This window comes from Caballeronia sp. ATUFL_F1_KS4A, assembly GCF_023630905.1.
Lineage (GTDB): Bacteria > Pseudomonadota > Gammaproteobacteria > Burkholderiales > Burkholderiaceae > Caballeronia > Caballeronia zhejiangensis.
The window spans coordinates 173,186-187,183 of the sequence record NZ_JALQEB010000003.1 but is presented as its reverse complement, the minus strand read 5'-3'; the positions used below and the strand labels follow the sequence as shown (position 1 = coordinate 187,183).

The 13,998-nt window shown below is 64.2% G+C and carries 12 protein-coding genes; 4 read left to right on the top strand and 8 right to left on the bottom strand.

Going from position 1 to position 13,998, the window contains the following annotated elements:
* Window positions 1-75 precede the first annotated feature (75 nt).
* The 8 genes from rseP to rpsB all read right to left on the bottom strand — a co-directional run bounded on the left by rseP (window position 76) and on the right by rpsB (window position 7,768).
* Complete coding sequence (rseP, locus tag NCS03_RS06400; protein WP_008350079.1) at window positions 76-1,458, bottom strand: RIP metalloprotease RseP; 1,383 nt, start codon at window positions 1,456-1,458, stop codon at window positions 76-78.
* A gap of 7 nt (window positions 1,459-1,465) precedes the next feature.
* Window positions 1,466-2,683, bottom strand: coding sequence for a 1-deoxy-D-xylulose-5-phosphate reductoisomerase (locus NCS03_RS06395; protein WP_250528943.1), 1,218 nt, complete (start codon window positions 2,681-2,683; stop codon window positions 1,466-1,468).
* 18 nt (window positions 2,684-2,701) lie between these two features.
* On the bottom strand, window positions 2,702-3,514 hold the full coding sequence (locus tag NCS03_RS06390) for a phosphatidate cytidylyltransferase (protein ID WP_034471983.1): 813 nt from the start codon (window positions 3,512-3,514) through the stop codon (window positions 2,702-2,704).
* Complete coding sequence (gene uppS, locus NCS03_RS06385; protein ID WP_034471985.1) at window positions 3,508-4,290, bottom strand: polyprenyl diphosphate synthase; 783 nt, start codon at window positions 4,288-4,290, stop codon at window positions 3,508-3,510. Before uppS ends, NCS03_RS06390 begins: the two co-directional genes overlap by 7 nt.
* 83 nt (window positions 4,291-4,373) lie before the next feature.
* A complete protein-coding gene (gene frr / locus NCS03_RS06380; RefSeq protein WP_250528942.1) occupies window positions 4,374-4,934 on the bottom strand; it encodes a ribosome recycling factor in 561 nt (186 codons plus the stop codon).
* Between the two features lie 94 nt (window positions 4,935-5,028).
* Window positions 5,029-5,742 carry a UMP kinase gene (pyrH, locus tag NCS03_RS06375; RefSeq protein WP_008350086.1) on the bottom strand — a complete coding sequence of 238 codons (714 nt, stop codon included), beginning with the start codon at window positions 5,740-5,742 and terminating at the stop codon, window positions 5,029-5,031.
* 251 nt (window positions 5,743-5,993) lie between these two features.
* On the bottom strand, window positions 5,994-6,875 hold the full coding sequence (tsf, locus tag NCS03_RS06370; RefSeq protein WP_008350087.1) for a translation elongation factor Ts: 882 nt from the start codon (window positions 6,873-6,875) through the stop codon (window positions 5,994-5,996).
* Between the two features lie 140 nt (window positions 6,876-7,015).
* Complete coding sequence (gene rpsB / locus NCS03_RS06365; protein WP_008350088.1) at window positions 7,016-7,768, bottom strand: 30S ribosomal protein S2; 753 nt, start codon at window positions 7,766-7,768, stop codon at window positions 7,016-7,018.
* A gap of 384 nt (window positions 7,769-8,152) precedes the next feature.
* On the opposite strand from rpsB, the gene map reads away from it, so the two are divergent.
* From map to NCS03_RS06345, 4 genes are all read left to right on the top strand, one after another.
* On the top strand, window positions 8,153-8,962 hold the full coding sequence (gene map, locus NCS03_RS06360) for a type I methionyl aminopeptidase (RefSeq protein ID WP_008350089.1): 810 nt from the start codon (window positions 8,153-8,155) through the stop codon (window positions 8,960-8,962).
* A gap of 64 nt (window positions 8,963-9,026) precedes the next feature.
* Window positions 9,027-11,612 carry a [protein-PII] uridylyltransferase gene (locus tag NCS03_RS06355; protein WP_250528941.1) on the top strand — a complete coding sequence of 862 codons (2,586 nt, stop codon included), beginning with the start codon at window positions 9,027-9,029 and terminating at the stop codon, window positions 11,610-11,612.
* A gap of 6 nt (window positions 11,613-11,618) precedes the next feature.
* Window positions 11,619-13,490 carry a pseudouridine synthase gene (locus NCS03_RS06350; protein ID WP_250528940.1) on the top strand — a complete coding sequence of 624 codons (1,872 nt, stop codon included), beginning with the start codon at window positions 11,619-11,621 and terminating at the stop codon, window positions 13,488-13,490.
* A 216-nt stretch (window positions 13,491-13,706) separates the two neighbouring features.
* Window positions 13,707-13,943 carry a hypothetical protein gene (locus tag NCS03_RS06345; RefSeq protein WP_008350092.1) on the top strand — a complete coding sequence of 79 codons (237 nt, stop codon included), beginning with the start codon at window positions 13,707-13,709 and terminating at the stop codon, window positions 13,941-13,943.
* Window positions 13,944-13,998: the final 55 nt, after the last annotated feature.

The following is a 13,998-nucleotide window of genomic DNA, read 5'->3' as shown; positions in this document are numbered from 1 at the left end:
TGCTTCCCCAGTATTTAAAGCTGCATTCGTTCCGGCGGTCGCTCGAAAGACGCCGCCAGAAATTGTCAAAGTGGATCAAAAACGAATCAGACGCGCGAGGTCATTGAACAGCGCGATCATCGACAGAGCGACGATGCAGACCAGGCCCGCCCTTTGCAGAACAAGCTGCCAGCGATCGGATACTGCCTTGCCGGTAACAGCCTCAACCAAATAATATAACAGATGCCCACCGTCCAATACCGGAATCGGTAACAAGTTCAACACTCCGAGGCTGATGCTCACGAGTGCCAGAAACGAAATGAAGGCCGTCGCACCGAGCCTTGCGCTCTTGCCCGCGTAGTCGGCAATCGTGACCGGCCCTGACAGATTCTTGAGCGACGCCTCGCCGGTGATCATCCGCCCGAACATGCGCAGCGAGTACACGCTGATGTCCCACGTGCGGTTCACGCCGAGGCGCAGACTTTCGAGCGGCCCGTAGCGCACATCCACCGTCGGCAGTTGATTCGCGAGCGCGGCGCCGATACGCCCGATGTCCTTGCCCGTCGACGCATCGCGCTTCACGTCCGGCACGATCTGCACGGAATCGCGCTGGCCGTTGCGCTCGACCACGAGCGTCACCGGCTTGCCGCCGTGCGCCTTCACGTAGTCGATGAAGCTCGTCGCGTTGTCGACGCTGCGGCCGTCGATCGCGCGCAGCATGTCGCCCGCCTTCAGCCCGCTCTTCTGCGCCGCGCTGCCCGCCTCGACGCCCGCGACCGTCAGCGTGCCGCCGCCCGGCGTGAAGCCGAGCTTGTCCATGAAATCCTGATCGGCTTCGGAATCGGTGATGCCCGTGACCGTCACCGGAAAGTCGAAGGTGCCGTCGTGCGTCTTCGCCGTCAGCACGATGCGCCGATGATCGAACGATGCGTCGAGCATCTTCCAGCGCAAGTCGGACCATGAGCGGATCGGATGCGTCTCGCCGCCTTCCGCGTCACGCATCGAGAGAATCGTTTCGCCGCCTTCGAAGCCCGCTTGCGCCGCCGCCGTATCGGAAGCGGGCTGCGAAACGATCGCCGCCGGCTCGGTCACGCCGCCCGCGAACACGGCGGAAAACAGCACGATTGCGAGCAGGAAATTGGCGATCGGCCCCGCCGCGACGATCGCGATGCGCTTGCCCACGTTCTGACGGTTGAACGCGCGCGGCAGGTCTTCAGCGGGAATGGTCGTGCCGCTCTCGGGATCGACCTCGCGTTCGTCGAGCATCTTCACGTAGCCGCCGAGCGGCAGCGCGGCGATCGTCCATTCGACGCCCGTCTTCTTGCTGACCCATCGCACGAGCGGCTTGCCGAAGCCGACCGAGAACCGCAGCACTTTCACGCCGCACAGTCGCGCGACGCTGTAGTGACCGAATTCGTGGACGACGACGAGTACGCCTATCGCGACAACGAAGGCGACGATTTCGGTCAGAAAGTTCATGACGGCCTCAATGGGCGATGGGTTCGGCGCCCGGCGCGCTCGCGGTGAGCTCTGCGACGAAACGGGACGCCAGACGGCGCGCGTCGGCATCCGCGGCGAGAACGTCGGCCAAGGTCGCGGCGCTCGTATTCGGCAGCGCGTTCAGCACGCGATCCACCACGTCGCCGATCGCCATGAAGCCGATGCGGCGATCGAGGAACGCCTCGACGGCGATTTCATTGGCCGCGTTCAACGCCGCGCTCGCGATGCCGCCTGCTTCCAGCGCGGCAATCGCCAGCGCGAGACACGGGAAGCGCGAGAAGTCGGGTTTTTCGAATGTGAGCGTCGCGATCTGCGCGAGATCGAGCGGCGCGACGCCCGAATCGACACGCTCAGGATACGCCAGTGCATGCGCGATCGGCGTACGCATGTCCGGATTGCCGAGTTGCGCGAGCACCGAGCCGTCGGCATAGGACACCATCGAATGAATCACGCTCTGCGGATGGATCAGCACCTCGATGCGCGAGCCGGGCAGATTGAAGAGCCAGTGCGCCTCGATGACTTCGAGGCCCTTGTTCATCATCGTCGCGGAATCGACCGAGATCTTGCGGCCCATCGCCCAGTTCGGATGCTTCACGGCCTCTTCGGGCGTGACGTTCACGAGCGTCGCGGGCTCGCGCGTGCGGAAAGGACCGCCGGACGCCGTCAGGATGATCTTCGAGACGCCGCCGTGCAGCTTCGCTTCCTTGTCTGCGCAAGGCGGCAGGCACTGGAACACCGCGTTGTGCTCGCTGTCGACCGGCAGCAGGATCGCGCCGTTGTCGCGCACCGCATCCATGAAAATCTGGCCGGACATCACGAGCGCTTCCTTGTTCGCGAGAAGGATGCGCTTGCCGGCGCGTGCGGCGGCGAGCGTGGGCGCCAGGCCCGCCGCGCCGACGATGGCCGCGACGACCGTATCGCACTGCGCCGCGCGCGCGACTTCGACGAGCGCCTCGGGCCCGTGCGTCACTTCGGTCTTGCAACCCTGCGCGCGCAACGCAGCCGCGACGCGTACGGCGGTTTCGGCGTCGCCGACGACCGCCACTTCGGGCTGAAACTTCAGACATTGCGCGACGAGTTTGTCGCCGTTGCGGTGAGCGGTGAGCGCGTAGACCGAGAAACGGTCCGCATGCCGCGCCACGACGTCGAGCGTGCTATCGCCGATCGAGCCCGTGGAGCCGAGCAGTGTGAGACGTGTTTGCATAAATTCTTCTCTAGCCGATCAGCCAAGCATGAGCAATGCGATCGGCAATACAGGCAACAATGCGTCGATGCGGTCGAGGACGCCGCCGTGACCCGGCAGAAGGCCGCTCGAGTCCTTGACACCCGCCTGGCGCTTGAGCAGCGACTCGAACAGATCGCCGACGACGCTGAACGCGACCAGCACGGAAAGCGCGACGAACGCGCGATCCCAGCCGAGCTGTCCGACGAAGGCGGTGAATACGGTGGGCGCATAAAAGCCGGTGGCGGCGGCGAGCGCGCCGATGACGATAACGGCGAGCCACCCGCCGATGGCGCCCTCCCAGGTCTTGCCCGGGCTGATCGACGGGGCGAGCTTATGGCGGCCGAGCGCTTTTCCGGCGAAGTATGCGCCTATATCAGCCAGCCAGACTACTAGCAGAAGCGATAGCACGAAGGATACGCCTCGCGTGCGCGCGTCGACGACCGCGTGCCAGCAGGCCAGAAACACGACGATTCCGGCGAAAAGCAGGAACGCGCGCCAGGCGTGCGCGGCCAGCGTGGGCTTGCGAAGCAATGCGTAAGGCCCCGCCAGCACCCAGAAAATACCGGCCATCTGGTAGAGCGGCGTGGCTTTGATCCCGAGGAACGTGCTCAGAACGAGCGCGATGCCCGCGACGAGCGCGTAGGCGACCGGCCCCGCCCCGTTCAGCTTGAGGAGCCGTCCCCATTCCCACGCCGCGAACACGACGACGAACCCGATCAACGCTCCGAATGCGCCGATCGGCGCAAACAGCGTGATCGGCACGAGTACGGCGAGCAGGACGATTGCCGTGATGACACGGGTTCTTAGCATGAAAGGGTGTCGGCCTTCTGCGATTGGGAAGCGAGTTGCGCGCTGGTGCGCCCGAAGCGGCGTTCGCGGTCACCGTAGGACGCGATCGCGCGGTCCAGGGCGTCGGCGTCGAAGTCGGGCCAGTAGGTGTCGGTGAAGTAGAACTCGGTGTAAGCGAGCTGCCACAGCAGGAAGTTGCTGATGCGCTGCTCGCCGCCCGTGCGGATGAACAGATCCGGCTCCGGCGCGTAGGCCATCGCGAGATGTTCGGCGAACGATTCGTCGTCCACGCGCGCGGGCACGCCCGACTCGAGAGACTCCGCGATGAGCTTCTTCGTCGCCTGCATGATGTCCCAGCGCCCGCCGTAATTGGCAGCGATGGTCAGCGTGAGTCGCGTATTGCGGGCTGTCTTGGTTTCGGCGCGTTGGATGAGCGCGCGGATGCGGTCGTCGAACATGGAAATGTCGCCGACGACGCGCAGACGAATGCCGTTCGCATGCAGCTTGCCGATCTCGCGTTCGAGCGCGGTCACGAACAGGCGCATCAGGAAGGACACTTCGTCGGTCGGACGGCGCCAGTTCTCGGAACTGAACGCGAAGAGCGTGACGAATTCGACGCCGCGCCGCGCGCAGCTTTCGACGGTCGCGCGGACCGCATCGACGCCGCGCGTATGACCGGCGACGCGCGGCAGACGCCGCTCGGTCGCCCATCGGCCATTGCCGTCCATGATGATCGCGACGTGACGCGGGACAGCCGCGACATCGGGCACGGCAACGGTGGAGCTGGTATAGGTCATGGCCGCTGAATCTGGGAATCTGAAGAAGTGAGAGCCAGCCCGGAGCTTGCACGTCCGGGCTTGGCAGGACCGTCTCTACGGCCTCACACCGTCATGATTTCGGATTCTTTGGTCTGAACGAGCTTGTCGATTTCGGCGACGAACTTGTCGGTGAACTTCTGCACTTCGTCGCTCGCACGGCGCTCGTCGTCTTCCGAAATCTCCTTGTCCTTCACGAGTTTCTTCAGTTGATCGTTCGCATCGCGGCGCAGATTGCGCACGGCGACCTTGGCGGTCTCGCCTTCGCTCTTCACGACCTTCGTGAGTTCGCGACGGCGCTCTTCGGTCAGCGCGGGCATCGGCACGCGGATCAGGTCGCCCTGCGTGGCAGGGTTCAGGCCGAGATCCGATTCGCGGATCGCCTTCTCGATCACCGCGAGCATCTTCTTTTCCCACGGCTGCACGCCGATCGTACGGGCATCGACGAGCGTCATGTTCGCGACTTGCGAAATGGGCACGTTCGAACCGTAGTAGTCGACCTGGATGTGGTCGAGCAGCCCGGTGTGGGCGCGGCCCGTACGGATCTTGGCGAGATCGGCCTTGAACGCTTCGATCGACCGCTGCATCTTCTGGTCGACGCTCTTCTTGATGTCAGCCACACTCATTTTGAACCTCCAAACCTAAGTTTTACCGGCGATAGCGGCGCTCGGTCGCGCGAGGCTTGCCGCCCCGCTGCGCGGCGCCTGATACCGCGAGAGTTTACACGTGGACGAGCGTCCCTTCGTCGTCGCCCTGCACGATGCGCTTCAATGCGCCCGGCTTCGTGATCGAGAACACGCGAATCGGCAGCTTCTGGTCGCGGCACAGTGCGAACGCGGTGGCGTCCATCACCTGAAGATTCTTGCCGATCGCCTCGTCGAAGCTGATCGTGCTGTAACGCGTCGCATGCGGGTCCTTCTTCGGGTCGGCGGAGTATACGCCATCGACCTTCGTCGCCTTCAACACCACTTCGGCGCCGATTTCCGAGCCGCGCAGCGCGGCGGCCGTATCCGTCGTGAAGAACGGGTTGCCCGTGCCGGCCGCGAAGATCACGACCTTGCCCTCTTCCAGTTGACGGATCGCGCGGGGGCGGATGTACGGCTCGACCACCTGATCCATGCGCAACGCGGATTGCACGCGCGCTTCGATGCCCGCGTGGCGCATCGCGTCTTGCAGCGCGAGCGCGTTCATCATCGTGGCGAGCATCCCCATGTAGTCGGCCGTCGCCCGGTCCATGCCGGCCGCGCCGCCCGCGACACCGCGGAAGATGTTGCCGCCGCCGATCACGACGGCCAGTTGCGTCCCGATCCGCACCACCTCCGCGACATCCGCCACCATCCTTTCGATTGTTGCGCGATTGATGCCGAAAGCATCGTCGCCCATCAGGGCTTCGCCGGAGAGCTTGAGGAGTACGCGTTTGTAGGCTGTGGGCATATGAGGTTCCGATCGCGCCGAGGAGGGTTGCAACAACGTAGAACTGTAGGGGTGAAACATTACTTACCGCAAGCGGGCCGGATCGGGCGGCGGGCGCGGCAGATCAGGGTTTTCCCTGGTCTGCCGCGCCCGCTCTTCGTGCGAACCGGATCGCTGAATTCTTGCGGCGGGACGATCCGCCGCGGTACTGCGGGCCCGACGCGCGGCCGCGCCATGACAGCACACGCGTCTTAAACGAGCCTTAGCGTGCCTTAGGACTGCTTGGCCGCCGCGACTTGCGCCGCCACTTCGGCCGCGAAGTCGTCCTGACGCTTCTCGATGCCCTCGCCAACCACGAACAGCGCGAACTTCTGCACCGATGCGCCGGCCGCCTTCAGGTACTGCTCGATCGTCTGCTTATCGTTCTTCACGAACGGCTGGTTCAGCAGCGACACTTCCTTCAGGTACTTCTGGATCGAGCCGTCGACCATCTTCGCGACGATCTCGGCCGGCTTGCCCGACTCGGCAGCCTTCTGCTCGGCGATGCTGCGCTCCTTGGCGATCAGATCGGCCGGCACTTCGTCCGACGACAGCGAAACCGGCTTCATCGCGGCGACGTGCATCGCGACGTCCTTGCCGACTTGCTCGTCAGCGCCCGTGAATTCGACCAGAACGCCGATGCGCGTGCCGTGCAGGTACGACGCAACCTTGTTCGCGGAGTCGAAGCGCACGAAGCGGCGGATCGACAGGTTCTCGCCGATCTTGCCGACGAGCGCCAGACGCACTGCGTCGACCGTCGAGCTTTCGAGCGGCAGCGCCGACAGCGCGGCCACGTCGGCCGGGTTGTTCTTCGCGACCAGTTCAGCAATCGTCTTGCCGAAAGCCAGGAAGTCGTCGTTCTTCGCGACAAAGTCGGTTTCGCAGTTCAGCTCGACGAGCGCGCCCACGCCGCCTTCGACGTGCGCCGTCACGATGCCTTCAGCCGTCACGCGCGATGCCGCCTTGCTCGCCTTGTTGCCGAGCTTCACGCGCAGCAACTCTTCCGCGCGCGCCATGTCGCCGTCGGCTTCCGTCAGCGCCTTCTTGCATTCCATCATCGGCGCATCGGTCTTCGCGCGCAGTTCTGCCACCATGCTTGCGGTAATTGCCGCCATCATTCGCTCCTTGAGTCTGTTTGATACGTGCCGCCGGCTTTACAGCCCGCCCACGGCAGGAAAATTGGCATTTCTATCGCGCCGACTAAAAAAAAGGGGCCTTTCGCAAAGCCCCCTTTTTTGTCGGCCACAGGGCTCGATTACGCCTCTGCGTTGACCTCGACGAACTCGTCGCCTTCGCCGTTACGGACAGCTTGCACAACGTCGTTCACCGCGTTCGCGCGGCCTTCGAGGATCGCGTCAGCGACGCCCTGAGCGTACAGCGCGACGGCCTTGGATGCGTCGTCGTTACCCGGGATCACGTAGTCGATGCCTTCCGGCGAGTGGTTCGTGTCGACCACGGCGATGACCGGAATGCCGAGCTTCTTCGCTTCGGTGACAGCAATCTTGTGGTAGCCGACGTCGATGACGAACATCGCGTCCGGAATGCCGCCCATGTCCTTGACGCCGCCGATCGACTTTTGCAGCTTGACCATTTCGCGCTCGAACAGAAGCGCTTCCTTCTTGCTCATCCGCTCGGTTTCACCCGATTCCAGCGCTGCTTCCATGTCCTTCAGGCGCTTGATCGAAACCTTCAGCGTCTTGAAGTTGGTCATCATGCCGCCGAGCCAGCGGGCGTTGACGAAAGGCATGCCGGCGCGCGCTGCTTCCTGCGCGATCGTGTCGCGCGACTGACGCTTCGTGCCGACGAAAAGGATCGTGCCGCGATTCGCTGCCAACTGGCGCACGTACTTCAGCGCGTCGTTGTAGAGCGGCAGGGTCTTTTCGAGGTTGATGATGTGAATCTTGTTGCGATGACCGAAGATGTACGGGGCCATCTTCGGATTCCAGAAGCGGGTTTGGTGACCGAAGTGGACACCGGCTTCCAGCATTTGACGCATCGTGACTGCCATGAAAATTCTCCGCGAGGGTTGGGTCTTAAGCCGGCTGCCGCATCCCGCGCCCGGTTATCTTTGCTTTCCGGACGCCGGACACCCTGGGTGCGCCGGCTTGCGTATCGACTTGAACAGACTGGAACAACTAACACTAAGTCGCGTTTCACACCTGCAGACACGATTGTCTTATGAAATCGTGACGACAATATGGATTACGACTTAGCATGCGAGTATAGCATGTGAGGATTGGTCGGCTCAAGCAGCACGACCGATCCGAATTGCGCGCGCGTTTCGTGTTTCGCGGCCGCCCGCCTCGAACTATCCGGGTGCGGCGCATTTCCTAAGGTGCGATAATGCCGCTTTCGCGGCTCACTGCCGCATTGACGCATTCCGGGCCAAGTCATGTCCATTACGCTGAAAAACGAACACGATATCGCACAGATGCGCGTCGCCTGCCGGCTCGCCAGCGAAGTGCTCGATTTCATCACGCCGCATATCGTTCCCGGCGTGACCACCGAAGAACTCGATCGCCTTTGCCACGAATATATGGTGAAGGAACAAGGCACCGTTCCCGCACCGCTCAATTATCAGCCGCCCGGCTATCCGCCGTACCCGAAGGCCACGTGCATTTCCGTGAACGACGTGATCTGTCACGGCATCCCCGGCGAGAAAGTGCTGAAGAACGGCGACGCGCTCAATATCGACATCACCGTCATCAAGAACGGATATTTCGGCGACACGAGCCGCATGTTCATCGTCGGCGAGGGCTCGATTCTGGCGAAGCGCCTCGTGCAGACCACGTTCGACTGCATGTGGCTCGGCATCGATCAGGTGCGCCCTGGCGCGCATCTCGGCGATATCGGCGCGGCGATCCAGAAGCACGCGGAGTCGCAAGGCTACAGCGTCGTGCGCGAATATTGCGGCCACGGCATCGGCCAGGTGTTCCACGAGGAGCCGCAGGTGCTGCATTACGGCCGCGCGGGCACGGGCATCGAACTGGAGGCGGGCATGATCTTCACCGTCGAACCGATGATCAACGCCGGCCGCCGCGAAATCCGCACCATGCCGGATCAGTGGACCGTCAAGACGCGCGACCGCAGCCTCTCGGCGCAATGGGAGCACACGGTGCTCGTCACGCCGACGGGCTACGAAGTGCTGACCGTCTCGGCGGGCACGCAGGCGCCGTCGCAGCTGATCGCGGCAACGGCCTGATTCTCCGTCTCCCCGCGCGCCCGCTTTCCCGCCGGCGCGCCCCCACCTCCTTTTTGGTCGATCCATGAGCGTCACCGCCGCTGTCGCCACGCCCTGTGAATCGTTGCGCGCCGCCTACAAGGCGGCGAAGGCGGCGCTCATCGAACGCTTTCAGTCCGGCTCGAACGTCGAACCGCTGATGCGCGCGCTCGCCCGCGCCACCGACGACGCCCTCAAAGGCGCGTGGTCCGCCTGCGACATGCCGGACAGCGCGGCGCTCGTTGCGGTCGGCGGCTACGGACGCGGCGAGCTCGCGCCCTACTCCGACGTCGACATTCTCGTCCTGCTGCCCGACGCATCGCCGCACGGCAGCGACGCGGAGCTCAACGGCCGCGTCGAGCGCTTCATCGGCATGGCGTGGGATCTCGGGCTCGATATCGGCAGCAGCGTGCGCTCGGTGGAGCAATGCATCGCCGAGGCGGGCAACGACATCACCGTGCAGACGTCGCTGCTCGAAGCGCGGCGCATCTGCGGCGATACGCAACTTTTTCAGCGCTTCTCGGCGCGCTACCACGAGACGCTCGATCCGCGCGCGTTCTTCCAGGCGAAGGTGCTGGAAATGCGCCAGCGGCACGCGAAGTTTCAGGACACGCCCTACAGCCTCGAGCCGAACATCAAGGAAAGTCCCGGCGGCCTGCGCGATCTGCAACTGATTCTCTGGATTGCGCGCGGAGCGGGTTTCGGCAGCAGCTGGCGCGAACTCGACACGCGCGGGCTCATCACCGAACGCGAAGCGCGCGAACTGCGCCGCAACGAAGGCTTCCTGAAGGCGCTGCGCGCGCGGCTGCACGTCATCGCGAAGCGCCGTCAGGACATTCTCGTCTTCGACCTGCAGACGCCGCTCGCGGAAAGCTTCGGCTTCAAGGCGACCGCCGCCAAGCGCGCGAGCGAGCAGTTGATGCGCCGTTATTACTGGGCGGCGAAAGCCGTCACGCAGCTCGCGACCATCCTGATCCAGAACGTCGAAGCGCAGCTTTTTCCGTCGACGAGCGGCATCACGCGCGTCGTCAACGGGCGTTTCGTCGAGAAGCAAGGCATGCTGGAAATCGCCCGCGACGATGTCTTCGAGCGCGAGCCGCACGCCATTCTCGAAGCGTTTCTGCTGTACGAACAAACGCGCGGCATCAAGGGATTTTCGGCGCGCACGCTGCGGGCGATCTACAACGCGCGCGATCTGATGAACCGCGACTGGCGGCGCGACCCGGAAAATCGCCGGCTGTTCATGGAGATCCTCAAGCAGCCCGAAGGCATCACGCACGCGTTTCGCCTGATGAACCAGACGAGCGTGCTCGGGCGCTATCTGCTGAACTTCCGGCGCATCGTCGGACAGATGCAGCACGATCTCTATCACGTCTACACGGTCGATCAGCACATCCTGATGGTGCTGCGCAATCTGCGGCGCTTCGCGATCGCCGAGCACGCGCACGAATATCCGTTCTGCAGCCAGCTGATGGGCAATTTCGAGCGCCCGTGGGTGCTGTACGTCGCGGCGCTCTTTCACGATATCGCGAAAGGCCGCGGCGGCGATCATTCGACGCTCGGCATGGCCGATGCCCGGCGCTTCTGCCGCGAACACGACATCGGCGAGGAAGACACTGAGCTCGTCGTGTGGCTCGTGCAGCAGCATCTGACGATGAGCCAGGTCGCGCAGAAGCAGGACACGAGCGACCCGGACGTCATCAAGCAGTTCGCCTCCGTCGTGAAGACGGAACGCCGGCTCACGGCGCTGTATCTGCTGACCGTCGCCGATATCCGCGGCACGAGTCCGAAAGTCTGGAACAACTGGAAGGGCAAGCTGCTGGAAGATCTCTTCCGCGCGACGCAAGCCGTGCTCGGCGGTGCGCAGACCGACGCGCATTCGGAACTCAAATCGCGGCAGGAAGCGGCGCTCGCGCTGCTGCGGCTCGAAACGGTTCCCGAAGGCGCGCAGAAGCGGCTTTGGGATCAGCTCGACGTCGGCTATTTCCTGCGTCACGATCCGGCCGACATCGCGTGGCAGACGCGCGTGCTCTATCGGCACGTCGCGAGCGAGGAGCCGATCGTGCGGGCGCGGCCCTCGCCCATCGGCGCCGCGCTGCAGGTGCTCGTCTATCTGAAGGATCGGCCGGATCTTTTCGCCGGCATCTGCGCGTATTTCGACAAGAACGGGCTTTCCGTGCTCGATGCGCGCGTGACGACGACCCGCCACGGCTATGCGCTCGACAACTTCCTCGTGGCCCATCCGGACCACGACGGCAGTTATCGCGACATCGCCAATCTCGTCGAGCAGCAACTGGCCACGCTGCTCACGGACGAGCGTATTCTCCCGGAACCGTCGAAGGGCCGCGTGTCGCGGCTCGTGCGTACGTTTCCGATCACGCCGCGCGTGGACTTGCGTCCCGACGATCGCGGCCAGTACTACATCCTGTCCGTGTCGGCGAACGACCGGCAGGGCCTTCTTTATTCGATCGCGCGCGTTCTGGCGCAACACCGGATCGGCGTGCAGGCGGCACGGATCAACACGCTCGGCGAACGCGTCGAAGACGTGTTTCTGCTCGACGGCAAGAGCCTGTCGAACAACCGCACCCAGATCCAGGTGGAAACCGAACTGCTGCGCGCGATCGCAGCCTGAGACTTTATGCGCGTCAAACTGACAGCCAAACATCCGCGTCCGACCTCGGCAACGCGTTCGCCGGTTCGAGCCGGCACGACCACCGGGCGCAAGCCCGTTCGCGCACCGTCGCCGGACGAGGCGCATCCGAAGCGATCGGGCCAGCCGGCCGACAAGCGCAGCGACGCGCCGCGTGAGCCGCGTGCTTTCAAGCCGCGTGGTGACGATTCGCGTCCGGCGTTCGGTGAACGCGGTCCGCGCAAGTCGTTCGAGGGTCGTCCGCCTGCGCGTGGCGAGCGTCCGTCGGGTGGCGATGAACGTCGTCCGTTCAAACCGCGTGGCGATGATTCGCGTCCCGCGTTCGGTGAACGTGGTCCGCGCAAGTCGTTCGAGGGTCGTCCGCCTGCCCGTGGCGAGCGTCCGTCGGGTGGCGATGAACGTCGTCCGTTCAAACCGCGTGGTGACGATTCGCGTCCCGCCTTCGGTGAACGTGGTCCGCGCAAGTCGTTCGACGACAGGCCGCCGCGTGGCGAACGCACGTCGGGCGGCGATGAACGTCGTCCGTTCAAACCGCGTGGCGATGATTCGCGTCCGGCGTTTGGCGAGCGTGGTCCGCGCAAGTCGTTCGACGACAGGCCGCCGCGTGGCGAACGCACATCGGGTAGCGATGAACGTCGCCCGTTCAAACCGCGTGGTGACGATTCGCGTCCGGCGTTTGGCGAGCGTGGTCCGCGCAGGTCGTTCGACGACAGGCCGCCGCGTGGCGAACGCGCGTCGGGCGCCGATGAACGTCGTCCCTTCAAACCGCGCGGCGACGATTCGCGTCCCGCTTTCGGTGAACGTGGTCCGCGCAAGTCGTTCGACGACAGGCCGCCGCGTGGCGAACGCGCATCGGGCGCCGATGAACGTCGTCCCTTCAAACCGCGCGGCGACGATTCGCGTCCCGCTTTCAACGAACGCGATCCGCGCAAGTCACGCGACGATCGCGCGCCCGGAGCGCGTCCCGCACGGCGCGACGAGAACGACCGTCCGTACGCCAGACGCGACGATCGCGGCGATACGCGCAAGCCAGCGGCGAAACCTGCGACGAAGCCCGCCGCGCCCGTCGCGGAGTCCGCGCCGAAGCATCGCGATCACCACGACGGCCTCGTGCGCCTGTCGAAAGTGATGTCGGAGCTCGGCCTCTGCTCGCGCCGTGAAGCCGACGAATGGATCGAGAAAGGCTGGGTGCTCGTCGACGGCGAAGTCATCGACACGCTCGGCACGCGCATCCGTCCGACGCAGAACATCGAAATCCTGCCCGCGGCGCATTCCGCGCAGGCGCGCCTCGTCACGATCCTGCTGCACAAGCCGGTCGGCTACGTCTCGGGTCAGGCGGAAGACGGCTACGAGCCCGCGGTCACGCTCATCAACCCGGCCAATCACTGGAACGAGGACCACTCGGGTGTGCGCTTCGCGCCGAGCCATCTGCGTACGCTCGCGCCGGCGGGCCGCCTGGACATCGACTCGACGGGACTTCTCGTGCTCACGCAGGACGGCCGCATCGCGAAACAACTGATCGGCGGCCACTCGGAAGTCGACAAGGAATACCTCGTGCGCGTGCGCTTCGGCGAGCATACGGTCGATGTCGATCAGCATTTCCCCGCCGAAAAACTCGCGCTCCTGCGTCACGGCCTCGAACTCGACGGCGTGCCGCTCAAGACCGCGCAGGTGAGCTGGCAAAACGGCGAACAACTGCGCTTCGTGCTCCGCGAAGGCAAGAAGCGGCAGATCCGCCGCATGTGCGAGCTCGTCGGACTGGAAGTGGTCGGTCTGAAGCGCATTCGCATGGGCCACGTGACGCTCGGCGCGCTGCCCCCCGGCCAGTGGCGCTATCTCGGCCCGAACGAGACTTTCTGAGCAAACCGAGCAGTTCGCGCGCACGTCGATCGAACGTTCGCGCGGCGCCGTATTGCGTCGCAAAAATGCGACGTTCCAGCAGAAAAAACGGCACGACGCAATTCCGGTCGTGCCGTTTCATTTTTGGCGGCTTTTTGGCTAAAGAAAATAAGTCATCGATCCGATAAACCAGACAGCAGGATCAGCAGCATTGAACGGCATTGATGGAGAATCGCCATGTCAGTTGAGATCATCGTTCGTGAGACGGGAACCGGTCTGGAGATCGTGAGTGGCCGGCGACGGCTCGAAGCCCTCCTCGCCCTGCGCGACGAAGTCGTCGTGACGAGCCCCGGCGTGGGTGAAATGGTGATCGCCCGTCTGCCCGACGGACGCCTGCAGGCATCCGCGAATCCGGAGCATGTCGCGCTGTTTCGTCAACCCGACGTCAGCGGCAATCCGAAAACGTTGGCGTAAAGAAAAAGCCGCTTCTCGCGAAAGCGGCTCTCCGTATTCAGGCTGATTCGTTGCG